Source organism: Saprospiraceae bacterium (assembly GCA_016716185.1).
Lineage (GTDB): Bacteria > Bacteroidota > Bacteroidia > Chitinophagales > Saprospiraceae > Vicinibacter.
The window spans coordinates 1719974-1744687 of sequence record JADJWV010000002.1 but is presented as its reverse complement, the minus strand read 5'-3'; the positions used below and the strand labels follow the sequence as shown (position 1 = coordinate 1744687).

The following is a 24714-nucleotide window of genomic DNA, read 5'->3' as shown; positions in this document are numbered from 1 at the left end:
TTAATGAATAAGCCGGAAGAAAATTCCGGCTTATTCATTTATTGGTTTTGCATAAATTCCAAAATATACATGATTGCCTTTTCTTCTCCAGGTGCTGAGAGATGCCAATGGCTCCTTGTAAAATACTTCAGAGCCCGGATGAAGATTTACCATGATGCACCGGCTGCAATCTTTAATTTTTCGAAACGGAGTGTTGTTTATTGAAAACTCCGATAAATGATCTTCATCAAATGCTTTATCCATGTCGAGATAAGCGTTTGCCCTGAATTGCAAGGGATGCAATTGTTTCTTACAAACCTCTTTAAGCCAGTTTATGGATTTAATATTTGCAATGTGAACGGGATAACCATCATGAAATTTAAGTTTCATGGAGTTCTCCTGACCTTCTTTTGAATAAACTTTTATTCGATCGGGATTTGACACGACGAACACCTGTTCACTGAGATAATCTGAAAACCAGACCGATAATTCTTTTTGGGTTACAAATGACTCAAATGTTTGCCCCCAAACTTCTACCTGAATTTTATTGCCGATTTCATTTTCTTTTGAAAATTCAATGGAAGGAAACTGTCCATCAGAGCTGGCTAAGATAAAAGTGTCGCCTTTTTCCTCCATTTTAAGCGTGTTCAATTGAGGATATTCTCTTTGTGAGATCATCTGGCCACTTAATTTGGATAACATCCAGTGGCGATCGTATTTCAGACAACCATCATCCCATTCAAATTTGGATTTTCGAACAGGAGGGCCGGATTTAATCGGATAAATGTAAATCTGCTTGGTATGAAAGGCTTGTGATACCATATATTAAAATTTAGGCGTACCTTTATATCCCGTAACAAATTAAAGGAATTTCACAATGGCGGCAAAATACATTTTTGTTACGGGCGGGGTCACATCCTCTCTTGGCAAAGGCATTATTTCGGCTTCACTGGCTAAATTACTCCAGGCCAGAGGTTACAATGTAACCATTCAAAAATTTGATCCATACATTAATATTGACCCGGGCACACTGAACCCGTATGAACATGGAGAATGCTATGTAACGGATGATGGAGCAGAAACAGACCTGGATCTTGGTCATTACGAAAGGTTTTTAAATAAACCAACTTCCCGTTCAAACAACATCACCACAGGAAGAATTTATCAAACAGTTATCGATAAAGAACGAAAAGGGGATTATCTTGGAAAAACAGTCCAGGTCATTCCCCATATAACAGACGAGATCAAACGTCGTATAGCTCTTTTAGGGGATTCGGGATACCAACTGGTTATTACTGAATTGGGCGGTACCGTAGGAGATATCGAATCGCTGCCTTATCTCGAAGCCCTAAGGCAATTCCGGATGGATGTAGGAGCACAAAATGTGGTTACCATCCACCTTACGCTGATCCCTTATCTGGCTGCCGCAAAAGAATTAAAAACAAAGCCAAGTCAGCATTCTGTGAAAGAATTGCTGGAAGCAGGGATTCAACCCGATATTCTGGTATGTCGCACAGAAAGGCCCATTACCGATGACATCAGGGCTAAGCTTGCACTATTCTGCAATCTAAGGCGGGAGAACGTGATTGAAGCGATGGATGCAGACACCATCTACGATGTTCCATTGCTCATGTTGAAGGAAAAACTGGATATTCGGGTCCTTGAAAAACTTAACCTTCCAATAAAAGCGGAACCCGATCTCAAAAACTGGAAAAAGTTTTTAGGTCATTTGAAAAACCCCAGCGAATCGGTAACCATAGGATTGATCGGGAAATACAATGAGTTGCCTGATGCCTACAAATCCATTCACGAGGCGTTTGTACATGCCGGAGCGCATAACGAATGCAAGGTCAAGGTCGTACCCATTCATTCAGAAGACTTGCATACCGATGAGGATGTCCATCAAATGCTTCGCGATCTGGATGGGATTTTAGTCGCACCGGGTTTTGGAGAAAGAGGAATCGAAGGAAAGATCAGAGCCATTCAATATGCGCGCACCAATCAAATACCATTTTTTGGTATCTGCCTGGGAATGCAATGCGCTGTGGTCGAATTCTTCCGAAATGTTGTTGGACTCGCGGATGCAGCTTCAACTGAAGTCAGGCCAACCTCCGCCAATCCCGTAATTGACATGATGGAAACACAGAAAAAAGTCAGAAACAAAGGCGGTACTATGCGGCTTGGGGCCTATGCATGCAAGATTGCAGACAAATCCCTGGCTAAGAAATGTTACAAAACCGAGCTGATCTCCGAAAGACACAGGCATCGATATGAATTCAACAACCAGTATCTGGAGCTAGCGCAAAACAGCGGATTGATCCCTACCGGAATCAACCCTGAACAGGGACTTGTTGAAATTGTCGAATTAAAAGATCACCCCTGGTTTTTGGGAGTTCAGTTTCATCCGGAGCTGAAGAGCACGGTTGAGTCTCCACACCCACTATTTATTGGCTTTATTAAAGCTTGTATTCAGAAAAAAGTTAAAAAATAACTGAATTGGCAAGAAAAAAAGAGCTGTCAGAATTGAACAGGCTCACAAGTGAGGAATTTATTCAAAGCAAGAAACTTCCGGTTATCCTTTGTGCAGACAACATCAGATCCGGCCATAACATCGGTTCGCTGTTCAGAATTGCGGATGCCTTCTGCCTCGAATCGATAATATTAGGTCCACATTGTGTAGTACCTCCTCATCAGGAAATTTTAAAAACAGCTTTGGGAGCTCAAAATCACGTCGCCTGGGAATCGGTTTCCGATCTGAATGAAGCCTTGGGGTCCCTCAAACAAAAGGGGTATCGTTTGGTTGGAATAGAACAAACACTGCATTCGGAATTCCTACATCAATACAAAATCGAAAAAACCCAGAAATACGTCATCGTTCTCGGCCATGAAGTCCATGGCATTCAACAGGAAGTGCTCGACATTTTAGATGATTTTATTGAAATACCGCAATTTGGAGTCAAACACAGTTTGAATGTAAGTGTAGCAGCCGGCATAGTTTGCTGGCAATTTTGCGAACGACTTCTGTGATTTACCGCCTGCGTTTTGAATACCACAGGTAACGCAATCCGAGTTGAAAACTCAAATGTGAAGATGATTTAATCCAGCTTTTCTGATCCTCAGAAATGGAATATTTACCATTTAAATGTTGTGCCAACAAGGCATAAAAATTCAAGGTTGAATGCCGGTTCAATCCAAAATCAAATCCAATTCCCAGGCCAATTTCCGCCTCAGACGTTTTAGAATTTTCCGGTTTGTCTAATTCATCCACTGTTCTCCAGGCATGGCCAATTCCCGGCTGCACAATGAAATGCAGGCCTTTTTCAAAAACCTCACCTTGTTTATTAAATGTAGGACAATTGCAATCACTCGATAAGTCGAAAGGGTAAATGGTCATTGGCAACAGGACTTTGGCCGTAAATTGATTAAAATTTAAATCAGAGTTGAGAAATTCTCCTCCTCCATAACCCACACTTAAACCAGGATGCAGTTCTATTCTAACTTTTTTAAATTGAATAGCATAAGACAATCCGAAATTAACGTCTTTGAGTGCTTCCGTCTGCAATGCCCTTGTTCCTGTTTCCGGATTAAAGAGATGATTCGATCCAAATACCTGCAGACCGATCTGCGAATACACCGGTATAGCAATAATGCTCAGGCAAATACTCAATAAGTCTTTCCATGGAATCATGACAATAAAACATATTTTTTGCCGCTTTGTTATCTTTGCCAAAACATATTTTGCGAACAAAATCACATACCCCGAAAAAAGTCCAGCTGGTAACCTTGGGTTGTTCTAAAAATTGGGTAGATTCTGAGAATATCATTACCCAACTCGTGCATAACGACTACGATGTCCAACATAATGGCGATCATTATGGCCCCCAGACGGTCATTATCAATACCTGTGGATTCATTGAACGTGCCAAAGAAGAATCTATTCAAACCATATTGGAATTTGCAAAACTAAAAACCGAAGGTAAAATAGAAAGCTTATACGTTACGGGATGCCTTTCTCAACGCTATAAAGAAAATCTGGAAGAAGAGATCCCGGAAGTGGATGCATATTTTGGTACGCTTGAAATGCCCGCATTACTAAACAGACTTCAAGTTGATTTCAAAGAAGAACTCATTGGCGAACGCCTGTTATCTACTCCTTCACACTATGCTTATCTGAAAATTTCGGAAGGGTGCAACAGAACCTGCAGTTTTTGTGCCATACCGTTGATGAGAGGGCCGCACATTTCAGTACCGATAGAAAAATTAGTCAGCCAGGCGGGTAATCTCGCGTCAAAAGGAGTAAAGGAGCTGATTCTCATTGCACAGGAATTGAGTTACTATGGATTGGATTTATATAAAAAACGAAGACTTCCAGATTTATTAAAGGAGCTATGCAAAGTTGAAGGTATCGAATGGATTCGGCTACATTACGCTTACCCGTCTCATTTTCCATTGGAGGTCATCGAGCTCATGAAGGATGAAAAAAAGATCTGTAATTATCTCGACATGCCTTTACAGCATATATCCACCCATGTTTTAAAGAGTATGCGCAGACAAATCAGCAAATCGGAAACAATAGAACTCATCAATTCCATTCGCAAAATCAATCCCGGCATTCACCTTCGTACAACTTTTCTCGTTGGATATCCCGATGAAACGGAAGAAGATTTTCGGGAATTGTGCGAATTTGTAGAGCAATTTAAGTTTGAACGATTCGGTGTATTTACCTATTCACACGAAGATCAGACCAAAGCCGGAGACCTTGTTGATAAGCACAGCCAGGAACTCAAAGAGGAGCGTGCCCAAACACTAATGCAGATTCAGGAACATATCAGCCTGGACTTGAATACAAAGAAAGTCGGAAAAATATTCAAAACAATCATAGACCGAAAGGAAAAAAATCACTACATTGGTCGTACCGAATTCGACAGTCCGGAAGTAGACAATGAAGTACACATTGAAGCCAGTAACCGGAATTACTTGCGTGTCGGGGATTTTGCACAAATTGAAATCACCAAAGCAGATTCATATGATCTCTTTGGTGTGCCGGTAAACACCAAATCGCAATGAAAAAACTTGAAAAATATTATTTAACTCCACAAACTCTGGGACTTGCAACGATGGGCATCTTTATCTGTTTTGCAGGTGTTGAGTTATTGCTGGAAAAAACCGGCATCATCAATTCAAATCCACTTAATATCTGGTGGTTTGCCAGTTCTTTGATCTTGTTTTACATCATTCTGAGCAGCATATTTTGCTTTAATGCATCAAACCGCTTAATTTATTATCGCAATGCCATCCTCATTTATGTCATGCTCGCAGCGGCCATTTGTGGATTCAGCAGTCTGATCACCGGCATTGGAATTTCCGAAGCCGCCAGCCATTCCTGGATCATTTATGTTTTAAGTATCGTATTTATTGTATTTATGGCCATCATCGCCATGATTCGCAAAATTGTCGATCTCGCACATAAATAATTCTAAAACACAAAGTAATAAACTATGAAGTTCAACTACCTTATTCTGTTATTTGCAATGCTCATCAATCAGGTTTCGTGTCAACAAAAAACGAAATCTTCCCGGGAAAATATAAGTTCAGAAAATTCAACGGTTTCAACACTGCAAATTCCGGCTTCCATTGAAAAAATTGTAAAATCCAGTGAAATCTGGAAATCTGAATTAAGCAAGGAAGCCTATTATGTTCTTCGCGAACATGGCACAGAACGTGCTTTTACTGGATCTTATTGGGATCTTCATGATCCGGGCATATATTGTTGCAAAGCCTGTGGCTTACCCTTGTTTAATGCCGATGATAAATTTGATTCAGGTACCGGCTGGCCAAGTTTTACCAAACCTCTTCAGAAAAAAGTAGTGTTGGAAAAATCGGACGACAGTTATGGAATGAAAAGGGTAGAGATCCTTTGTGCCCGTTGCGAAGGACATCTTGGCCATGTATTTGACGATGGTCCTTTACCAACAGGTTTGCGTTATTGTATGAATTCTGTTTCTCTTCACTTTGTGAAAAATGCTCAAGTAAAAGAATAATATTCAGCGGTATTTCTCCGAAACCAGGCTTGCAGCTGCAATTTGATCAATGGCAGCACATCCTGTCAGACCCATGGTAATTTTCAACTCAGAAATATAATTTGCAGCCAATTCACAGACTCCTGCCATCCCTTTCAGATGGAGTGCATAAACATATGGTCTTCCGATCAGCACGGCAGATGCTCCCAATGCTAATGCAATAAAGATATCTGTACCGGATCGTATTCCACTGTCGAATAACACCGGAAAGTTTTCCGGAACAATTCGCCTGATACCTGAAAGACAATGTAAACTTGCCCGGTTGTGGTTGATCTGCCGGCCTCCATGGTTGGATACAATAATGCCGTCGCACCCACAGGCCAACGCTTGTTTGGCATCTTCTTCGCGAAGGATTCCTTTAAGGTAAAGCGGTATTTTTGTTCGTTCGCGCAGCCATCTCACGTCCGCCCAATTCAATTCAGGCCTGGAAAATATTTTTACAAACAGTTGTACGGCTTTCATAGGATTCCTGGTTCGGATATTTTCAAAAAAATTCCCGGGATACGTCCGCAACAACTTGTATAAATGACCCCATGATGGTTTTCCCGATGAAGGAATCTCTAATTCAAATGGAGCCAACATCTTCTGAAAGCAGGGATCGCTTGTATATTGAGCAATGCCTTTCCCTTCCAGAAAAGGAAGATAACACGATTCGAGATCCAGATTCCTCCAACCCAACATGACCGTATCCAATGTCAAAACGATGGCTGAAGCACCATTGTTTTCGGCCCTTTTGACAAAACTCTCCGTAAGTTCCCTGGATTGACTAAAATATAATTGAAACCACCAGGCTTGATTGTCCAAAATTTTCGAGCAGGTTTCCATGGGAATGGATGACTGACTTGACACGATCATGGGAATATGACTGGCTAAAGAAGCTTTTGCAAGTTCTGCATCGGCATTTTTATGAGCAAGTTCAAGAACACCAACAGGAGCGAACATTACAGGAAAAGGAAAAGTCTGCTTGCCTAATTTTACGGAAAGATCAACGTCCTTGACTCCTTTACACCAGCGGGGAATTATTTCGTAATTCTGAAACGCATCGGTATTATTTTTTACACCCTGGTTATTGCCCGCCCCTGTGTAGATGTAGTTAAAATATTTTTTGGGAAGCGATTTTCTGCAAAGGTCTTCTAAATCAAAAAAATTCAGGGGCAACAGATTTTTTCTTCCATATAGCGAATTCAGGTAAATCTGTTTTTGGCGACCGGTACCTGTCTCAAACTGCATAGAATTATCCTATAAGTTCAACAATGAACTTGTTTTTCTTTCCATTTTCAAGAAGAAGGTATTTACCCAGGATCCAGGATTCGTCTGTCACCAGATCATCAGGATTGTTAACTTTTATTTTATTTATAGAAACCGCATTTGCCTGAATGGCTCTTCTTGCTTCTGATTTAGATGGAAGGCTTCCAGTATTTTCAGTCATTAAATTTACAACAGAAACTTGAGATGATTTCATTTCCTTTGGCATAGGGTAGTAGGGGATCTCTGATTTCAATTGTTTAAAAGATTCTTCCGATAAGCCTTTAATAAATTCATGAGAGCAATTCTTGTTGAACAACAACTCCGAGACCTGCTGTACACTGGTAAGTGCATCCTGACCGTGAATACGCTCTGTAATTTCTTCAGCTAAGAGCGCTTTTAAAGCTTTAGGATCGTCAGTGAATTTTTCTTCATTGGAAAGAATTTCTTCTTCAGACTTTAAACTGAAATAACGAAAGAGCTTTGCTAAATCTGCATCATCGCAATTTAACCAAAACTGGTAAAATTTATATGGGCTGGTGTATTCTTTGTCCAGAAACACATTGCCTTCTTCCGTTTTGCCAAATTTTTTCCCATCACTTTTAGTAAGTAATGGAGTGGTTAGAGCAAACGCTTTGGCATCAGTCACGCATTTTCCAATCATTTCGGTACCGGATGTAATATTTCCCCATTGATCAGATCCTCCCATTTGCAATCTGCAATCCAGTTGTTGATAAAGGCATAAAAAATCATAAGCCTGTAGCAACTGGTATGAAAATTCTGTAAATGAAATTCCAGTTTCCAGGCGTTTTTTTACAGATTCTTTCGACATCATATAATTGATGGTCATATTTTTACCTACATCCCGTAAAAATGACAACACATTCATGTCTTTGTAAAAGTCATAATTATTAACCCACAGGGCTTTATTATTTCCCTCTTCAAAATTCAATAAACGCCTCAATTGAGATTCCTGTGCTTTTATATTCGCATCCAGCTCCTCCATACTTTTTAATTCCCGCTCCTTGTCTTTGCCCGATGGATCGCCAATACGTCCCGTAGCCCCACCCATAACGACAACAGGTTGGTGCCCACATCGCTGGAACTGTGTCAGCAGCATGATCTGTACGTAATTGCCAATTCCCAAAGACCTGGCCGTAGGATCAAAACCGATGTAAGCCCTTCTGATACCACCCGATAAATAGGCCTCCAATCCAGGCGTATAATCCTGCAGCATATTGCGCCATCTCAATTCCGAAATAAAGTCTTTCTCTTGCATACACCTGAAGTTCTGTAAGTTTGCAAAATTAATCCAATAAGCGATATTCAAGTCTGCTGTGTTTGACTGCTCATTATGAAAGTTTATAATTTTATTGCAAAGAGGTCCTTCAGTAGTTTTAAAAAGTCCTTTACACGCATTATCATTCGACTTTCTGTCATAGCAACCACTTTAAGCCTGGCCGTCATGATCATTGCCCAGAGTATCTTTAACGGTTTCCAAAAAGAAATAGCCAGCAAAGTTTTCGGATTCTGGGGACACATCCACATTAGTGATATCCAATCCAGTCAAAGTCAGGATCCCTTTATGATCCAGGTCAATGACTCGATAAGAAATGCTATAAAAGCATCCTGCTTAGATGACGCGGGGACGCCCATGATCAAGCATGTACAATCATTTGTCCTGTATCCCACGATCCTGAGTCGCGAGGAATTCACCGAAGGTTTGTTTGTAAAAGGAGTAGGTACCGATTTTCAATGGGATTTCTTTGAGCGATTTCTTGTGGACGGCTCCATCATTCAGATCACACCAGGAACCCCATCCAGAGATTTATTACTCTCTGAAGAAACAGCCAAACGTTTACAGGCTAAAACAGGCCAAAGTATGATCCTGCACTTTTATCTGAACGACCAGGTTCTCAAGAGAAAAGTCAGAATCGCCGGGATCTACAATACCGGACTTGGGGAATACGATAAAAAATTTGCATTTGCAGATATCCAACTGTTGCAATCTCTTTTAGGACTGCAAGCAGAAGATGTCAGCGGGCTGGAAGTCATTTGCAACAATGTACTTGAAGCTGAAACCGTAAACAGAAAATTATTCAAGGAGGTCTTGCCAGATACCTGGTATTCTGAGACCATCAGATTTAAATTTCCGCAAATATTCGAATGGTTGTCGCTGCAGGATATTACCAAAGCTTTTATTCTGTTTCTAATCCTCAGTGTTTGCATCATCAATATGTGTACCACATTATTGATCCTCATTCTGGAACGAACACATATGATAGGTATACTTACTGTACTTGGAATGTCATTTTGGGATCAACGTAAAATTTTTCTTCGGTATGCCGCCCAGATCATAGGAAGCAGTTTAATTCTGGGCAATCTCTTTGGCTTTGGTTTGATCGCATTTCAAAAAAAATATCAATTGATCAAGTTGAGCGAAGCAGATTATTATCTTTCGTATGCTCCTGTAGATCTGAGTATTTGGCCGGTGCTTTTACTTAATCTCATTTTCTTTGCAGTGATCCTGCTAAGTTTACTTATTCCCAGCTGGCTGGTCTCTTTTATTCGACCCGTGCAGACTTTAAAATTTCGATAAATTTATCATATTTATAAATTAAGATGTATAAATTCATGTTTGCGAATTTATTAATCTCCAATGTCATCCCTTCATTAATTTAAAAAAACTTTGCAGACGTCAATAGTTTCTTTTGGTCTGCTTTTTGCTACCTTTGTGCGTTATATGTTTTCCACCATCATGAAATCAGTTCAAGAGGATAAAGTATCGGATGATTCGTTTTTATACTTCCGGAGATCAAACATTTCAGGAGACCGATTCTTTAGAAAAGGCCTACTGGATTAATCTTTCGCCACCATTCATGCCCGGCGAGCTGGATGAGTTTGCCGCAACTTTAGGAATAGAATCTGACTTTTTAACTGACCCCCTGGATATCGAAGAAAGAGCTCGTTACGAGAGATATGACGAAGCCCGAAGTATCATTATCAACACCCCTGTGCTCAACGATACCGAAAAAGAAAACGATCCGATTTTTATAACCGTTCCTCTTGGTATCATTTTGTGCCAGGGAAAACTCATTACCATCTGCAGTGTTGAAAGCCCGGTTATCGAAAAATTTCTCGACCATAAAGTAAAAGGCTTTATGATCCGCAATGAAACTTCATTTATTCTTCAGATTTTCGAACAGACCGTTCGTCTATTTTTGGAAGATCTTCGCAAATTAAATCTCCGCAGAAATCTGATCGAACAGGAACTCTATCATTCAAGCCGTTCCGAAGAATTAAGAAGTTTGCTACGCATCGAAAAATCGTTGGTTTACTTTGTAAATTCACTGAGTGCCAATGAACTTCTCAAACTAAAAATGAAGCGCACTGATTTTTTAAATATTAAAAATAACGAAGATCATGCTGAGTTATTTGAAGACATTATTGTCGATAACAATCAGGCAAGGGAAGTAGCACAATTGTATACAAACATTCTCAACGGGACCATGGAAGCCTATGCTTCTATCATATCCAATAATCTTAACAAATTTGTAAACAGGCTTACGGTGATCACCGTTATTTTAATGGTTCCAACTTTGATTTCCAGTTTCTTCGGGATGAATGTGCCGATGCCTTTTTCATTTGGTAACTCCGGAGCTTCCTTTTATCTGGTTATGTTTACATCCATTTTTTTAAGTCTGGTCATTGCCTGGATTTTTAAAGAGCGAAAGTTTTTTCATTAATCCGTAAAAAGATACGTTCTATTCTTTTCAGCCCCTGAACTTAGAAAAGACCGTTAATATGTGCATTGACTGATTCAATGACCTGTCCGAGATGTTCGGTATTGTTGATAAAATCCAATTGATCCGTATGAATGATGACCTTCGGACTGTGATCATAACTTTCGATCCAGTCATCATACCTTTGGTTTAGTTTTTTCAAGTAATCGAGGCTCATATTCCCTTCGTAAGTTCGTCCACGCATCTGAATATGATTGACCAGGGTAGGGATGGAGGCTTTTAAATAAATGATCAGGTCGGGAGGCCTGATGGTACTCATCATGATCTCAAAAAGTGAAAAATAATTGTCAAAATCGCGTTTTGACATCAGGCCCATTTCGTGAAGATTCGGCGCAAAAATATGGGCGTCTTCATAAATTGTACGGTCCTGAATTACGGTACCTTCTCCTTTTTGAATATCTACTATTTGTCTGAATCTCGAATTGAGAAAATAAACCTGAAGGTTAAAGGACCAACGGGTCATATCGTAATAAAAATCACTCAGATAAGGATTTGTTGTCGTGTCCTCATAGAGAATATCCCACTGATAGTGCTTCCCGAGCACTTTGCACAGACTGGTCTTTCCGCAACCTATATTTCCTGCAACTGCAACATGCTTCATAATTCTAAGGCGGTGTGAATCAGTATGCAAAATATAAAAACTTACGGGATTCATCGAAAATTACGAGCCACTTGTCTGCCGGGCTCCACAGATAGGCTAATAAGACTGATGTTCCTGTTGGAATTCCTTAATTTTACGCTGAAAGCAAGAACATGGAGAGCAATCTGATCGTACTCGAGAACATTTGCAAGATTTATAAGATGGGAGATGAGGTCATTGAGGCACTGAAAGACATCGATCTTGTGTTCAAAAGAAACGAGTTTATAGCACTGATGGGCCCCTCGGGAAGCGGAAAATCCACTCTGATGAATATCATTGGATGCCTCGACAGTCCAACATCTGGAACTTACATTCTCAACCAAAAGTCGGTTGGGATCATGAATGATAATGAACTGGCCGAAATCCGGAATAAAGAAATTGGCTTTGTATTCCAGACTTTTAATTTGCTGCCCAGAATGACCGCATTGGAAAACGTGGCTATGCCCCTTGTCTATGCGGGATATTCCAAACACGACAGGGAGCTCATTGCCAAAGAAAAACTCGAAGCTGTGAGTTTAGCCGACAGGATGTCGCATAAACCAAACGAACTGAGTGGCGGTCAACGACAGAGAGTAGCAATCGCAAGAGCGCTGGTCAACAATCCATCCATCATTCTTGCAGATGAACCTACCGGAAACCTGGATTCAAAAACCAGTGAAGAAATCATGACTATCCTGGAACGCATTCATTCCATGGGAAATACCATCATCTTGGTCACACATGAAAACGATATTGCAAACCATGCCCACCGGATTGTTCGATTAAAGGATGGAATGGTCGAATCTGATCAAATGACAAACTGATGAAAATATATACAAAAACAGGCGACTCAGGTTCTACATCTTTATTTGGTGGAACTCGGATCTCTAAAGATGATATCCAGATAGAAGCTTATGGTTCCGTTGACGAACTCAATGCCCATTTGGGACTTTTGACTGTACAAATTACAGAAGCTGTGTGGTTACAAAGGCTTAAAGATATCCAATCGTATTTATTTGTAATCGGATCTCATCTGGCGACATCAGACAAAGAATTAAAAACTAAATTGCCGCAACTCCTTGGCGATAATGAAAAAAAATTAGAACGCTATATTGATGAGATGGAGAACCAACTCCAACCGCTTCAAAATTTTGTCTTACCTGGTGGAGGTTTACGATCAGCTCAGGCACATATTTGCAGAACAGTATGCAGAAGGGCCGAACGCAGGGTAGTGAGTTTGTCACATTCAAATGAAGCAGATCCCTTGATCATTGTTTATTTAAACAGACTTTCTGATTTCTTTTTTGTTTTTTCAAGATACCTTTCCAAAATTGACCATTCGAGTGAGGAATATTGGCAGTCCTAAAATAACAATTTACTGTATCACACCTTACTAAAACTAAAAGCTGCTATACTTGAGCCAAATCATTGCTTAACGAGCTAATTTGGTTCATTCGATTCGCCCTGGTTTTTAACTTCTTGTTGTTTAAACGGGCAATGCCTGCAACCCGAATTGCAACAATATCCTCTTTTGAGGTGATATGCTTCTGTAAAAACAATTTTTCCGTCTTCCTCGTAAAAGTCCGACTCTTCCATCATTAGTCTGTAATGCTAAATTTATACGATCAAGCTTCGATTTTAGAAACTTTTGTATTTTTTTCAAACAGCCAATACGCTGTAAAAAATACTGAACTGTAAAAGATGGTTCCTGCGATTTCATTGCCAAAAAATGGAATCGCAGCAATGTAACAATAAACAAATCCAGACCAATCTTTCATATACGTGCTGGTACTCAGCCAAACGGCAAGGTTGCTCATAAAAAAGAAAATCAGAGAAGAACCCATTGCAGCAAAGAGAATTGCTAAAGGTTCTTGAATCCGGCTTGATAATTGTTTCAAAACAATAAAGATCAATCCGTAAATTAAGACCAGATACATAAAGCCGGAAGTAATCCAGACAAATTCAGTTTTTGGATAGATCAAATTATTGATTGCAAGATCGGAAACCCAAAACGCAAGAATGAGAACAACCCAATACAGGTATTTTCTCAAGACCAGGGCAGCAAAAATAATACTGGCCAAACCCGCTGTGAAATTTGGCGGATGGGGAACTATCCTACTGATAATCAGTATTATACCTAAACCTAGTGCCAATAATAACGAATGCTTCATATAAAGATTTGTCGACAAACAAAATTACATCATTTTTGCCTGATCTTCAAACTGCTGGAATTCATACTTTTGCCCGGTGAATCCGGCATCCTCCAGGCACTTTATCAATCAGGCAGTTAGCGGTATTACCGGACCTGTGCCAGTGGTCCTGCTCCTGGTACTTTTCATTCCATTAATCCTCTTTATAAAAATTTGTATTTACGAAATCTCAAAATTTCTTTTTTTAAGAAATCATCTAATTATATCTCCTGAAATTAAGCAATTTGTCTTTTACACAATTTGCACGGTATGGCTGGTATGGCTCGTAAGAAAAGTTAACAAATTAACATTCAGTCAATGGACCTTGTCTGAAAAACGATTTAGCTTTAACTCCTTTTTAATAAGTTTTATCACCTACGGAATCTGCCTTGTATTGGTCAACTATCTGCTCTGTAAGACTTTTTCTGGAGATAAATCAATCAGTCCTGACGGCCTTTCGCTCGGGTTAACATTTTTATCTATGGGCAGTCTGGTGATTTTTGAGGAATTATTTTTCAGAGCCTACCTCTTACAACAGTTTCAGGCCATTTTCAGGAATATTTATATCAGTACTTTAGGAGTCAGTTGCTTATTTGCAGTGGTCCATAGTTTTGGCCATGAATTCAGCATAAGCGAATACTTTTACTTCGTTATGGTATCTGTTCTGCTCTGCTTGTTCACAGCTCTAGGCAACGGAATTGAAATTCCCATAGGAATGCATTTAAGCCATAATTTTACCATCCTTTTGAGTCAAGTTACACCCGTTTCTTTCTTGGGCTTCCCTGTAACAGCAGATTTGGAATTTCCATCGGAATTTTTTCAACTTGCAGTCTGTTCGTTTGTTTTAGGCTTCGTACTTTTTGTTTTTAAACAGTTACAAAGTTTTAAGTTGCTTATAAATAATTTCAAATAATGATATTTTTCATCCTGGCGATTGTCTCTTTTTTTACCTGCCATTCTTTGCAGGCTCAAAATTCTTATTGGCAAATGAAAGCCGCATATGAGATCGACCTGAATATGAATTCAGAGAATCATACCTATGAAGCGCGGCAAAAAACTGTTTTATACAATAACAGTCCGGATACACTCGGTGAAATTTTCTTTCATTTATATTTTAATGCATTTCAACCGGGAAGCGATATGGACATTCGTTCCAGAACACTGCCTGATCCGGACCCCAGAATTGGCCACCGCATTTCGAAATTAACTCAGGAAGAAAGCGGATTTATAAAAATCAATTCTATCAAACAAAAAGGAAACGATATAAAATTTATCGTAGACGGTACCTTGTTAATGGCCAAATTGCATCGCTCTTGCCCCCCTGGAGATAGTCTGGTCCTCGATCTAAACTACCTTGCACAAGTACCTGTTCAAATCAGGAGAAGCGGAAGAAATAACAAAGAAGGAATAGACTACTCCATGGCACAATGGTATCCTAAATTATGTCAATACGACAAACATGGCTGGCATACTGATCCTTACATCGCAAGAGAATTTTATGGAATATTCGCCGATTATAAAGTTCAAATACGGATAGATGAAAAATATTGCCTGGCATTTACGGGTGTATTACAAAATCCCGGAAAAGGCGAATGCCAGAAACCCGGGCAAAAATCGAATGAATCCAAAGTGAACTGGATCATTCATGCGAAAAATGTTCACGATTTTGTTTGGGCTGCCGATCCGGATTATACCTATCAATCGCATACCTGTTCCAATGGTATGCAACTGGAACTATTTTATGTAAAGGAAAAATCAAATCCTGAGTCGTGGTCACAACTTGCCCCCATCATAGATAAGGCTATGGAGTTTATTGAAAGTAAATACGGACGCTATACTTACCCCAAATATGCCGTTGTGCAGGGGGGAGATGGCGGCATGGAATACCCCATGGCTACATTAATAACAGGCAAAAGACCTTTAATCAGTTTGGTAGGTGTCACCATTCACGAACTCATGCATAGCTGGTTTCAGGGAGTACTCGCTACCAACGAAAGTTTGTATGCCTGGATGGATGAAGGGTTTACTTCATATGCTGAAGAAGAGACCATGAACCACCTGAAATCATTAAAGCTGATTCCCGGAGATCCAAGTCTTGATCCACATCTGGACAACAGAAAAAATTTTGCTGCTTTTTCGCAAACCGGTATTGAAGAATCGCTCACCACACACTCGGATCATTTCAGGACCAACAGAGCTTATGGAATGGGCGCTTACAGCAAAGGAGCCTTATGCCTCGACCAGCTGAATTATATCGTTGGCGATGCTGCTTTCGATCAAGGCATGTTAAATTATTATCGGGATTGGAAATTTAAACATCCTGAACCTGCTGATTTTTTCAGAGTCATGGAAAAGGCAAGTGGAATTCAACTGGATTGGTTCCAGAAATATTTTGTAGAGACCACGAAACAGATGGATTACGGCGTGGATTCCGTTTATCAGAAAGACAACAAAGTGATTTGCCGGCTGGTAAGATTGGGGGAATTCCCTATGCCTGTAGAAATTCGACTGAATAAGGCGAACGGAGATTTTGAGCAATTTTACATCCCTTTGAATTTGATGCGGTCTTGTAAGGATTTTGGCACCAAATCTGTACAGAAATTACCGGCTTGGTCCTGGGTTCAACCTTACTATGAGTTTGAACTCAAACTGAACCTCGAAGATATCCATAAGCTTTGCATCAATGCAGACAGCAAGATGGCCGATGTGGATCCAAACAATAATTGTTATCAGTCGCGTTCTGAATAAATAATTTGCTTACATGACAACAAAAGAATTCCTTCTTAACCTCCCTGAAAAAATAAACACCAAAGCGCTGGACGGCATGTCAACTTGCTTTCATTTCGATCTTTCGGGCGAAGGCGGAGGTGTGGTAACTGTAGCTGTTGCAAATGGAACGATGACTTGCAGCGAAGGACTTCAGGGAGAATCGAAATGCACGATTAAGGCGGATGCCGGTGATCTGAAAAAAGTTTTCAAAGGAGAACTCAATCCGATGATGGCCATACTTACAGGAAAAATGAAAATCAATAACCAGACAGAAATGTTGAAATTTGCAAAATTGCTGGGCTGGATGTAGCTTGTAATCAGAATCGCAATTGCAAAACAATTTGCCCACCAGACCCCGAAAATTCTGGATTCAACTGAATGCTTAAATCTTCTGATACATCAAACTCACTGAGATGTGCATCGACGTACGCATCAATTCCCGTAAGTAAATAAACAATCCCCAGGCCGATATAACTCAACTGCAGGTTGCGGTCGTAAAATTTCCGATAACTGTCTATACCGGAAACAGAAAGAACTCCAACAAATTCATCCTGAGGATCCATAGGATGATCCACTCGCTCCCTTAAAGCCTTGTCGTATCGGTTGAATTCTTTGCTATTGAATTGTATGAAGTAAATCATACTTCCGAGACCTGCATAGACAATGGGTAGCTTCCAATATTTTTTGTTGTATACCTGGCCGGCTCCCGGTAAAAGCAGCGAATAAGTAAGCGCTTTTCCAGGTTTGCCTTTAAACATTACAGAAAAAACACTCCCTGAAGATTGCTTCGGAGCTTCAACACTATCTTTCTTTTCCTGACTTATGGCGAGTGGAGCCAGCCCAATAGAGCTCAAAAGGATACAGTAAAACCTGATCAGATAATTTTTACTCATCAATGCGATCCAGTATTTCATTCAGCTGATGATCATTCTTGAACTTAATTACAATCTGGCCTTCTCCGCTTTCTTTTCGTTGAATTTGAACTTTGTATCCAAAAAACATGCTCATTTTTTTCTCCAACACTTCAATCGTTTGATCAATGCTTCGCGCAGAAGGTTTTACCGGTTTGCGAGCTTTAGACCGCTGATAGTTTTGCAATGTCTTTTCGGCATCGCGCACAGACATTTCGCTTTTTTGGATATCTTTAAACAGCTGCATCTGCATAAGGAGGTCATCTACCCCTGCAATGACTCGCGCATGTCCCATCGTTATCGTCTTTGCTTTCAGGGCCGTTTGAACTTCTACAGGCAATTTCAAAAGCCGTACGTAATTACTGATGGTACTTCTTTTCTTTCCGACGCGTTCAGCCAATTGTTCCTGTGTGTATCCACATTCATCGGAAAGGCGCTGGTAGGAAATTGCGATTTCGACAGGATTGAGATCCTCCCTTTGAATATTTTCTACAAGTGCCATTTCGAGCATCTCGTTGTCGTTCGCATGCCTGATATACACGGGCACTTCGCGAAGGCCTGCCAATTGTGAAGCTTTAAATCTCCGCTCCCCGCTGATGATCTGGAAACGATCGTCTCCGGTTTGCCTGACCGTCAATGGTTGAATAATCCCATAGGTCTTAATGGATTCTGCAAGTTCCTGAATCAACTCTTCGTCAAAGACATGTCTGGGTTGTTGCTTGTTGGCATAAATTTTATCGACTGAAATCAGACTTACTTTATTTACTTTGGTATTTTCAGTAATATCTACAGGGACCGTAGCATCCGAATTGATTGTCGACAACAAGGCCCTCAATCCTTTTCCCAGCTCATTTTTTTGTTTCATGGTTGACGGTTGTGTTTTTTCTCATAAATTCATCGGCAAGGTTCAGAAAGTTATGGCTGCCCTTGCTTGCCGCATCGTACAAGACGACCGGTTTTTTGGCTAAGGGTGCTTCAGATATTTTTGAATTCCTGTGAATGATGGTTTCGAAAACAGGCAAGTGTATATTTGATCTGATATCTTCTATGACCATGGTAGACAGTCTCAAACGTTTGTCGTACATACTCAGAAGCACTCCTTCGATTTCGAGCTTTGGATTGAGAACGCTTTTCACGAGATCAATTGTATTTTTTATTTTCGATAATCCTTCCAGAGCAAACAACTCACATTGCACAGGCACAATGACAGAATCTGCAGCCGCAAGAGCGTTGATGGTAATCAGACCAAGGGACGGCAGACAATCGATAAAAATAAAATCGTAATCCTGTTTTATCGGATCGAGAACTTTCTTGAGTACTTTTTCGCGATTTGGCATATTTACCAATTCGATATCCGCTCCTACCAGATCTATCGTGGACGGAAGTATATAGAGGTTGGGCGTATCGCTTTCCACGATGGCTTCTTCAGCAGGGACCTCATTGATCATGCAATCGTAGAGGCTGTACTGGCCGGATTCGACCACCAAACCCGTACCCGAAGTACTGTTTGATTGCGGATCCGCATCTACTAATAAAACTTTGTGTTCTAAAATAGCGATGCAGGATGCCAGGTTGATGGCTGTCGTAGTTTTTCCTACTCCTCCTTTTTGATTTGCTATGGCAACAATTTTACCCATGTAAATTGACGGCTTGGTTTATTTCAGGCAATGTGATTGTTTTCCCTTTCTCATGAAAAGCGGCTCTTACCTGAGCAGCATCGATCTGGATTGGTGGGAAGGTATTGAAATGACAGCCTACGATTTGATCACATTGAATGAAATCGCTGGCAATCAAAGCATCTTTATAACCCATGGTAAAATGATCGCCTATTGGTAAAATTGCAAATTTTAAAGGTGGACAAGTCATGGGTATGAGTTGCATATCCATCGTCAAAGCCGTATCCCCTGCAAAATAAAAACTGGTTTCTTCATTATGGATGCAAAATCCAACCGGGTTGGCCCCATAAGAGCCATCGGGCAAAAGACTGGAATGAATTGCATTGACCAATTTTACATTGCCAAAATCAAGCCTGGTCTGTCCTCCTGTATTCATGGGGATTCCCTTAATTCCTCTGCTTTCAAACCAGCTTACTATTTCAAAAGTACTGATAATCAACGCATTATTATTTTTTGCAATAACTTCAGCATCGGCCATGTGGTCTCCATGCCCATGTGAAATCAAGATGTAATCTGCTTTTATCGATTCAAGTTGGACCTGTTGAGTCAGCGGATTGCCTGAAATAAACGGATCGAAAAGCAGCTTTTTACCTTTCAGTTCAACAGAGAAACAAGAGTGTCCGTAATAATGCAATCTCATCTAAAAAATTTACTGCAAACCTACGGCAATTCTCATGAGGAATATTGAACAAAAGCTTAAGCCACGAATGATTTGAAGAAAAGGTGCGATTCATTCAGCTCTTGCCCCTTATTTTAGCCGCCAGTAGTGAAAATGAGTTTTTTCAAAACATCTCTGTTTAAATTTTTATCCGCAACATCCGGGTGGCGTTTGATTTGGTTTCTGATGTGTTCGGCTTTCATTATTACTGCATGTAAAAAAAATAACAGCTCAGGTCAGAATAAACCCAGGGTGTTTCATTACAACCAGCCCAATCTCATCAATTCATTGGATCCCGCTTTTGCCAAATCACAAAACAATATTTGGGCCATTGAACACCTGTATAACCAGCTGGTTGATCTGGATGATTCCATGAATATCATTCCGGAGCTGGCTACATCCTGGCAGATCTTAGAAAACGGCAATTTGTACCGCTTTGTCTTGCGACCACATGTAACTTACCATAAGGATTCATGTTTTGGACCTGAACAAACTCGACCTGTAAAAGCATCGGATGTGGCATTTAGTTTCAAAAGACTGCTGGATCCACAACTCAGCGCTCCCGGTTCCTGGATATTTAAAGACAAAGTTGCAGATTCGACTGCTTTCACTGCACCTAATGACAGCATATTTGAAATTCGTTTGTTGAGACCCTTTTCTCCAATGCTGCAGTTGCTTACTTCCGCGTATTGCAGCGTATATCCACCCGAAGCCGTAGCCTATTACAATGCACAGTTTTCAAAAAATCCGGTAGGGACACAAGCTTTTAAGCTGCGAAAATGGATGGGGCGAAAAGGCCTGTTTCTCGAAAGAAATGAGGATTACTTTGGACCTGCTGCCAAGCTCGATGGGATCCGAATTTCCTTTATAGAGGACCGGAATACAGCCTACCTTGAATTTCTGAAAAAGCAAATCGATTTTTTTTCTGGTATTCATAGTGGTTTTGCACATCAGTTGCTGCAAAAATCAGGTGAGTTGAGACCGGACCAGTTGGAAAAATTTCAATTGCTCAAAGGAGATTACCTCAATACAGAATACATTGGCATTCACACAAGCCGGCTGGATGCCGCTCATCCTTTGAAGCAAAAAATGTTCAGACAGGCTTTAAATTATGCGATCGACCGGAAAAAACTGGTCGCTAATTTCAGATATGGAATGGGCACTCCTGCGGAAGCCGGATTCATTCCAAAAGGCTTGCCGTCTTTTGACCCCACAATAAACAGGGGGTATCATTACGATCCGGAGAAAGCCAGAAAGTTGCTGAGTGCTTGCGGATATGACGACACCCAAAAACTGCCTGTTTTGGTAATCAGTACAAATAAAGATTATGTCGATCTGATGACTTTCATTGCAAAACAATGGGAAGAAATCGGACTTCGGGTACAGATTGATCTGGTCGAAACCGCCAGCCTCCGCGAACAAATGAGAGCAGGGGAGGTGTCTTTATTCAGAGCTTCGTGGATTGCAGATTACCCGGATGAGGAATCATTTCTTACAGTGTTTTATGGAAAGAATTCAGCACCTCCTAATTATACCCGATTCGATAATCCGGAATTCAATGCTTTATACGAAAAAGCGATATTGCAAATGGATCCACTGAAAAGGAGAGCGTTGTATCAGCAACTCGACAATATTCTGATTGATGAGGCCCCTGTCATCCCTTTATTTTACGATCAAACGGCCTGGTTTGCTCAAAATGAGATTCGGCAATTAACAACCAATCCTCTTAATCTGTTAAAATTAAATAATACTGAAAAGTAGAGCACTTTTTACAATCACTAACGGGTGTTAGATTCTGACAAAACTTTTGCATTCCATTTTACCCGTTTCATCGTAGATTCTTATGAATCCAGGACCCTTTGGCATGATTTGATCAATTTCACTGACAACATGTACACGGGTAAGTGAATCCAAAGCTGCAGAATACAGAACCCTGCCATTGAGATCGAATAATTCCAATCTGGATAAAGATCCGGTACTTTCTATAATCAGACTGTTTGTCGAATATTGTTGATAAACCAATACTAGTCTTGATGGACTGTCTTCATACTGCAACTTGAAATCATTTGCTGTGGCTCCGGATTTGTAAATGAATTCCGGTAAAAATTCCTGCGCTTCAAGTTCCTTCAAATTCACCTTAGAGCGGGTTTTTAATTTGAGAACATAGGTGGCAGGATTGCTGTTTTCTTTCAAATCTGAAATCGCTGATACTTTAAAATAGGAGTTGCGACGATCTATCGCATAATCATAAGACCAGTTGGATAAAGCATCGCACAATTCCAGCTGAACGAGCTCATCCACAGGAAATTTCAAACCAAACTGAAATGCTTCCAGTTGATTAAAATCTCTTAGCGCTATGGTGTAGGACCAAAGCAAAGGACTAATCATTTCTTCGGAAACCGTGGCCGACTGAATCCGTTGTGCTCTGTTTTCAAAAATATCTTCTTTCAAGAGCAATGCACCTGATACATCTCCAAATTTGCATACACCAAATTCATTGGTTTTTGTTTTGTTGATCAGATCACGCACCAACACTTTGTTATCATAATCCCAATAATTTTTGGATTTTGGATTATGGGCAATAGCAAATGATTCTGTCAGCCTGCTAAACTTGCTTGTCACTCCTAAAACTAATTTCCGGATCTCGGAAACATCGGCTGCAGTAACAGAACCGGAATTGTTGACATCCGCACAGCGTAGTTGCAAATTGTTCAAAGCTTCCAGGCCAAGAATGTGTCTTTGAATTCTTACGATATCACCCGTTGTGATCCCATTGAGTGAACTATCTTTTTTATTGATATAGGGCAACACAAAAACTTCGTCCAAATTTTGCGGCAACGGAAACTGGCAATAATACAAACCTGAATCCAGTGTTTGTGTGGGATTTCCACCTTGATAATCGACTATATAATAGCCGTCGGGCTGGAGCTGTGTTATCGTTTTCACCGTGAAGCTGTCTTCGCATTCCATGCCGCCGCCACCGCCGCCGCCATTATTCACTTTTCTGAACGCCCTGGCAATGGCAGTATCCAAACCGTAAGGATTGCCGGCACTCATGTTCACATTGTAATCCACTTCTCCATTTGGGGCGATCACTACAAAAGTAGGAGTCCCATACCAGGTTCCAAAAGTTCCGCTTTTATAGGGAGCCAGAGCCTGTGCTGAATTTCCATCCGAACCAATTCCGGGAAAAGTAAGTCCCTTCGACTGGTGGTAGGATTTAACCGTTGCATTTTTATCTGAGCTCAAGGTCGTGATCTGAAAAAATTCGACGTTGCCAGAACCCGATCCGGCCCGCGTATAGGCGCTTTGAACGTAAGGAGCTACACTGGCACAAGGCGGACATCCGACAAAGAAAAACTTTATGACGACAACTTTGTCTTTATCGAGGTAATCTGCATACAGCTTGTGGGTTTTTTGGTTGAAATCGGTGACCGTAAAATCAGGTGCCAGCTGGGAAGCCAGGTTTGATATACAGAATACTGTCATCAAACTCAGGAGTGTTATTTTTGTGCGCATTCTCAAATTTTAAATCAAATTTATAGTCATTTGGTTGATAATCAAAGGAATTTAACAAAAAAAATTAGAATTCTGGATCTGGGTCTTCAAGCCTATCCGGAAGCCTGGAAGCTCCAAACGGAGATCCACCAACAACTCATAGAAGAAAAACGGTCAGGCATTGCTTTTTCTTCGCATACATTGATCCTCTGTGAACATCCTCATGTCTTCACGCTTGGAAAATCAGGTCAAGCCGAGCATTTGCTTCAACCACTCGATAAAATGGATGAAATTCAGGCCGAATTTCACCAGATCAACAGGGGAGGGGATATTACCTACCACGGACCCGGACAACTCGTAGCCTATCCTATTTTGGACCTCGAAAAACTATTTACAGATGTCCATAAATATGTTCGTTCGCTGGAGGCGGTCGTAATCAAGGTTTTAGCCGACTACAAAATTGAAGCGGAGAGAATAGATGGCCTTACCGGTGTTTGGCTCGACAGGAATACATCAAAGCCCAGAAAGATTTGCGCAATTGGTGTTCATTTAAGCAGGTGGGTGAGTCTTCACGGACTGGCTTTTAACATCAATACCAATCTCGATTATTTTAAGTATATCGTCCCTTGCGGAATCAACCCGGTAGAAAAACCCGTTACTTCACTCCATCGGGAACTCGGGTATGAAGTCTCTTTGGAAGAAGTTAAATCAAAATTTATTCATCATTTTTTAAATACATTTGAACTCCATATTTGATCATGTCAGAAATCAGCAAAAAAGTTTCGGAATCTTTTATTGAAATGAACGAATTGGTCATGCCGAATGACACCAACATTCTTGGAAATCTCATGGGCGGGAATCTCATGCGGTGGATGGATATTGCCTCAGGCATTTGTGCCGCCAAACATTGTGATTCTCACGTAGTGACGGTTTCGGTCGATCATTTGACCTTTCACGAACCCATTCACCTGGGAGATGTCGTCAATATCAAAGCTTATGTCACCCGGGCATTTCATACTTCTGTCGAAGTCTACATCGAGGTATTTACCAGAGGTGTGCTTCAAAGTCAAACCAGAAAATCGAATCAGGCCTTTTTTACCTTTGTCGCACTGGACGAGCGCACGAAGCGTCCAAAAAACATTCCTCATGTGCTCCCTGAAACAGAATCCGAGAAAAAACTTTACGACGAAGCTGTGGTACGCCGAGAAATGAGACTGGTACACAGCGGTAGAATGAAGCCTTCCGAAGCCACTCAATCAAAAGATTTTTTAAATACCTAACCCGCAA

At 40.6% G+C, this 24714-nt stretch carries 27 protein-coding genes; 15 read left to right on the top strand and 12 right to left on the bottom strand.

What is annotated here, in order from left to right; all coding sequences use genetic code 11:
* Positions 1-30 precede the first annotated feature (30 nt).
* Entirely contained in the window at positions 31-801 is a 771-nt protein-coding gene (locus tag IPM34_08715) for an MOSC domain-containing protein (protein MBK8955624.1), read from the bottom strand.
* 55 nt (positions 802-856) lie between these two features.
* Between IPM34_08715 and IPM34_08710 the strand changes: the two genes are divergently transcribed.
* Positions 857-2470, top strand: a complete 1614-nt coding sequence (locus tag IPM34_08710; protein MBK8955623.1) for a CTP synthase — start codon at positions 857-859, stop codon at positions 2468-2470.
* 5 nt (positions 2471-2475) lie between these two features.
* Positions 2476-3006 (top strand): TrmH family RNA methyltransferase, encoded by a 531-nt coding sequence (locus IPM34_08705; protein ID MBK8955622.1) that lies wholly within the window; start codon positions 2476-2478, stop codon positions 3004-3006.
* 1 nt (position 3007) lies between these two features.
* On the opposite strand, the gene IPM34_08700 is transcribed toward IPM34_08705, so the two are convergent.
* A complete protein-coding gene (locus tag IPM34_08700; protein ID MBK8955621.1) occupies positions 3008-3667 on the bottom strand; it encodes a hypothetical protein in 660 nt (219 codons plus the stop codon).
* A 50-nt stretch (positions 3668-3717) separates the two neighbouring features.
* On the opposite strand from IPM34_08700, the gene rimO reads away from it, so the two are divergent.
* Genes rimO through msrB form a run of 3 tightly spaced genes read left to right on the top strand, consistent with a single transcriptional unit; the run spans position 3718 to position 6020 of the window.
* Positions 3718-5046: a 30S ribosomal protein S12 methylthiotransferase RimO gene (gene rimO / locus IPM34_08695; protein ID MBK8955620.1), complete on the top strand. Its 1329-nt coding sequence runs from the start codon at positions 3718-3720 to the stop codon at positions 5044-5046.
* Positions 5043-5453 carry a hypothetical protein gene (locus IPM34_08690; protein MBK8955619.1) on the top strand — a complete coding sequence of 137 codons (411 nt, stop codon included), beginning with the start codon at positions 5043-5045 and terminating at the stop codon, positions 5451-5453. The genes rimO and IPM34_08690 overlap by 4 nt, the downstream gene beginning before the upstream one ends.
* A 57-nt stretch (positions 5454-5510) precedes the next feature.
* Complete coding sequence (gene msrB / locus IPM34_08685; GenBank protein ID MBK8955618.1) at positions 5511-6020, top strand: peptide-methionine (R)-S-oxide reductase MsrB; 510 nt, start codon at positions 5511-5513, stop codon at positions 6018-6020.
* 3 nt (positions 6021-6023) lie between these two features.
* On the opposite strand, the gene IPM34_08680 is transcribed toward msrB, so the two are convergent.
* Positions 6024-7289 carry an alpha-hydroxy-acid oxidizing protein gene (locus tag IPM34_08680; GenBank protein MBK8955617.1) on the bottom strand — a complete coding sequence of 422 codons (1266 nt, stop codon included), beginning with the start codon at positions 7287-7289 and terminating at the stop codon, positions 6024-6026.
* A gap of 4 nt (positions 7290-7293) precedes the next feature.
* Entirely contained in the window at positions 7294-8583 is a 1290-nt protein-coding gene (locus tag IPM34_08675) for a tyrosine--tRNA ligase (protein MBK8955616.1), read from the bottom strand.
* 75 nt (positions 8584-8658) lie between these two features.
* Between IPM34_08675 and IPM34_08670 the strand changes: the two genes are divergently transcribed.
* Both IPM34_08670 and IPM34_08665 read left to right on the top strand, forming a co-directional pair.
* A complete protein-coding gene (locus IPM34_08670; GenBank protein ID MBK8955615.1) occupies positions 8659-9903 on the top strand; it encodes an ABC transporter permease in 1245 nt (414 codons plus the stop codon).
* A 190-nt stretch (positions 9904-10093) separates the two neighbouring features.
* Positions 10094-11050, top strand: coding sequence for a magnesium transporter CorA family protein (locus IPM34_08665; GenBank protein ID MBK8955614.1), 957 nt, complete (start codon positions 10094-10096; stop codon positions 11048-11050).
* Between the two features lie 40 nt (positions 11051-11090).
* On the opposite strand, the gene IPM34_08660 is transcribed toward IPM34_08665, so the two are convergent.
* A complete protein-coding gene (locus IPM34_08660; GenBank protein ID MBK8955613.1) occupies positions 11091-11708 on the bottom strand; it encodes a deoxynucleoside kinase in 618 nt (205 codons plus the stop codon).
* Positions 11709-11872: 164 nt separating this feature from the next.
* Here IPM34_08660 and IPM34_08655 point away from each other — a divergent pair, with 164 nt between their 5' ends.
* Together IPM34_08655 and IPM34_08650 are read left to right on the top strand one after the other, a co-directional pair.
* Positions 11873-12550 carry an ABC transporter ATP-binding protein gene (locus tag IPM34_08655; GenBank protein MBK8955612.1) on the top strand — a complete coding sequence of 226 codons (678 nt, stop codon included), beginning with the start codon at positions 11873-11875 and terminating at the stop codon, positions 12548-12550.
* Entirely contained in the window at positions 12550-13092 is a 543-nt protein-coding gene (locus IPM34_08650; protein ID MBK8955611.1) for a cob(I)yrinic acid a,c-diamide adenosyltransferase, read from the top strand. The genes IPM34_08655 and IPM34_08650 overlap by 1 nt, the downstream gene beginning before the upstream one ends.
* A 74-nt stretch (positions 13093-13166) precedes the next feature.
* Here IPM34_08650 and IPM34_08645 read toward each other — a convergent pair whose 3' ends face one another.
* Both IPM34_08645 and IPM34_08640 read right to left on the bottom strand, forming a co-directional pair.
* Positions 13167-13325, bottom strand: coding sequence for a hypothetical protein (locus IPM34_08645; protein ID MBK8955610.1), 159 nt, complete (start codon positions 13323-13325; stop codon positions 13167-13169).
* 26 nt (positions 13326-13351) lie between these two features.
* Positions 13352-13807 carry a hypothetical protein gene (locus IPM34_08640; GenBank protein ID MBK8955609.1) on the bottom strand — a complete coding sequence of 152 codons (456 nt, stop codon included), beginning with the start codon at positions 13805-13807 and terminating at the stop codon, positions 13352-13354.
* 166 nt (positions 13808-13973) lie between these two features.
* Here IPM34_08640 and IPM34_08635 point away from each other — a divergent pair, with 166 nt between their 5' ends.
* From IPM34_08635 to IPM34_08625, 3 genes are read left to right on the top strand one after another with little or no spacing between them, the layout of a single operon-like run.
* Entirely contained in the window at positions 13974-14828 is an 855-nt protein-coding gene (locus tag IPM34_08635) for a CPBP family intramembrane metalloprotease (protein ID MBK8955608.1), read from the top strand.
* Positions 14828-16663 carry a M1 family metallopeptidase gene (locus IPM34_08630; GenBank protein MBK8955607.1) on the top strand — a complete coding sequence of 612 codons (1836 nt, stop codon included), beginning with the start codon at positions 14828-14830 and terminating at the stop codon, positions 16661-16663. Before IPM34_08635 ends, IPM34_08630 begins: the two co-directional genes overlap by 1 nt.
* A 13-nt stretch (positions 16664-16676) precedes the next feature.
* Positions 16677-16994, top strand: coding sequence for an SCP2 sterol-binding domain-containing protein (locus tag IPM34_08625; GenBank protein MBK8955606.1), 318 nt, complete (start codon positions 16677-16679; stop codon positions 16992-16994).
* Between the two features lie 7 nt (positions 16995-17001).
* On the opposite strand, the gene IPM34_08620 is transcribed toward IPM34_08625, so the two are convergent.
* From IPM34_08620 to IPM34_08605, 4 genes are read right to left on the bottom strand one after another with little or no spacing between them, the layout of a single operon-like run.
* Complete coding sequence (locus tag IPM34_08620) at positions 17002-17598, bottom strand: hypothetical protein (protein MBK8955605.1); 597 nt, start codon at positions 17596-17598, stop codon at positions 17002-17004.
* Positions 17570-18460, bottom strand: a complete 891-nt coding sequence (locus IPM34_08615; protein MBK8955604.1) for a ParB/RepB/Spo0J family partition protein — start codon at positions 18458-18460, stop codon at positions 17570-17572. The genes IPM34_08620 and IPM34_08615 overlap by 29 nt, the downstream gene beginning before the upstream one ends.
* On the bottom strand, positions 18444-19232 hold the full coding sequence (locus IPM34_08610) for a ParA family protein (protein ID MBK8955603.1): 789 nt from the start codon (positions 19230-19232) through the stop codon (positions 18444-18446). Before IPM34_08610 ends, IPM34_08615 begins: the two co-directional genes overlap by 17 nt.
* Complete coding sequence (locus tag IPM34_08605) at positions 19225-19911, bottom strand: metal-dependent hydrolase (protein ID MBK8955602.1); 687 nt, start codon at positions 19909-19911, stop codon at positions 19225-19227. Before IPM34_08605 ends, IPM34_08610 begins: the two co-directional genes overlap by 8 nt.
* Positions 19912-20115: 204 nt before the next feature.
* On the opposite strand from IPM34_08605, the gene IPM34_08600 reads away from it, so the two are divergent.
* Positions 20116-21690, top strand: a complete 1575-nt coding sequence (locus IPM34_08600) for an ABC transporter substrate-binding protein (GenBank protein ID MBK8955601.1) — start codon at positions 20116-20118, stop codon at positions 21688-21690.
* A 27-nt stretch (positions 21691-21717) separates the two neighbouring features.
* Here the strand turns inward: IPM34_08600 and IPM34_08595 are convergent, their stop codons facing one another.
* Positions 21718-23448: a redoxin domain-containing protein gene (locus IPM34_08595; GenBank protein MBK8955600.1), complete on the bottom strand. Its 1731-nt coding sequence runs from the start codon at positions 23446-23448 to the stop codon at positions 21718-21720.
* Between the two features lie 30 nt (positions 23449-23478).
* Between IPM34_08595 and lipB the strand changes: the two genes are divergently transcribed.
* Positions 23479-24183, top strand: coding sequence for a lipoyl(octanoyl) transferase LipB (gene lipB / locus IPM34_08590; GenBank protein MBK8955599.1), 705 nt, complete (start codon positions 23479-23481; stop codon positions 24181-24183).
* Between the two features lie 2 nt (positions 24184-24185).
* The gene (locus IPM34_08585; GenBank protein MBK8955598.1) at positions 24186-24707 is read left to right on the top strand and encodes an acyl-CoA thioesterase; all 522 of its coding nucleotides are present in this window, start codon (positions 24186-24188) and stop codon (positions 24705-24707) included.
* Positions 24708-24714: the final 7 nt, after the last annotated feature.

Excerpts from the sequence above, each read along its gene's own strand:
- IPM34_08620 (MBK8955605.1), bottom strand. The coding sequence starts at position 17,598 with ATGAAATACTGGATCGCATTGATGAGTAAAAATTATCTGATCAGGTTT.
- IPM34_08710 (MBK8955623.1), top strand. The coding sequence starts at position 857 with ATGGCGGCAAAATACATTTTTGTTACGGGCGGGGTCACATCCTCTCTT.
- IPM34_08670 (MBK8955615.1), top strand. The coding sequence starts at position 8,659 with ATGAAAGTTTATAATTTTATTGCAAAGAGGTCCTTCAGTAGTTTTAAA.
- IPM34_08630 (MBK8955607.1), top strand. The coding sequence starts at position 14,828 with ATGATATTTTTCATCCTGGCGATTGTCTCTTTTTTTACCTGCCATTCT.
- IPM34_08700 (MBK8955621.1), bottom strand. The coding sequence starts at position 3,667 with ATGATTCCATGGAAAGACTTATTGAGTATTTGCCTGAGCATTATTGCT.
- IPM34_08615 (MBK8955604.1), bottom strand. The coding sequence starts at position 18,460 with ATGAAACAAAAAAATGAGCTGGGAAAAGGATTGAGGGCCTTGTTGTCG.
- IPM34_08610 (MBK8955603.1), bottom strand. The coding sequence starts at position 19,232 with ATGGGTAAAATTGTTGCCATAGCAAATCAAAAAGGAGGAGTAGGAAAA.
- IPM34_08625 (MBK8955606.1), top strand. The coding sequence starts at position 16,677 with ATGACAACAAAAGAATTCCTTCTTAACCTCCCTGAAAAAATAAACACC.
- IPM34_08600 (MBK8955601.1), top strand. The coding sequence starts at position 20,116 with ATGTGTTCGGCTTTCATTATTACTGCATGTAAAAAAAATAACAGCTCA.
- IPM34_08665 (MBK8955614.1), top strand. The coding sequence starts at position 10,094 with ATGATTCGTTTTTATACTTCCGGAGATCAAACATTTCAGGAGACCGAT.
- IPM34_08660 (MBK8955613.1), bottom strand. The coding sequence starts at position 11,708 with ATGAAGCATGTTGCAGTTGCAGGAAATATAGGTTGCGGAAAGACCAGT.
- IPM34_08645 (MBK8955610.1), bottom strand. The coding sequence starts at position 13,325 with ATGATGGAAGAGTCGGACTTTTACGAGGAAGACGGAAAAATTGTTTTT.
- IPM34_08605 (MBK8955602.1), bottom strand. The coding sequence starts at position 19,911 with ATGAGATTGCATTATTACGGACACTCTTGTTTCTCTGTTGAACTGAAA.
- IPM34_08680 (MBK8955617.1), bottom strand. The coding sequence starts at position 7,289 with ATGCAGTTTGAGACAGGTACCGGTCGCCAAAAACAGATTTACCTGAAT.
- IPM34_08675 (MBK8955616.1), bottom strand. The coding sequence starts at position 8,583 with ATGCAAGAGAAAGACTTTATTTCGGAATTGAGATGGCGCAATATGCTG.
- IPM34_08650 (MBK8955611.1), top strand. The coding sequence starts at position 12,550 with ATGAAAATATATACAAAAACAGGCGACTCAGGTTCTACATCTTTATTT.
- IPM34_08595 (MBK8955600.1), bottom strand. The coding sequence starts at position 23,448 with ATGCGCACAAAAATAACACTCCTGAGTTTGATGACAGTATTCTGTATA.
- IPM34_08690 (MBK8955619.1), top strand. The coding sequence starts at position 5,043 with ATGAAAAAACTTGAAAAATATTATTTAACTCCACAAACTCTGGGACTT.
- IPM34_08715 (MBK8955624.1), bottom strand. The coding sequence starts at position 801 with ATGGTATCACAAGCCTTTCATACCAAGCAGATTTACATTTATCCGATT.
- msrB (MBK8955618.1), top strand. The coding sequence starts at position 5,511 with ATGCTCATCAATCAGGTTTCGTGTCAACAAAAAACGAAATCTTCCCGG.
- IPM34_08585 (MBK8955598.1), top strand. The coding sequence starts at position 24,186 with ATGTCAGAAATCAGCAAAAAAGTTTCGGAATCTTTTATTGAAATGAAC.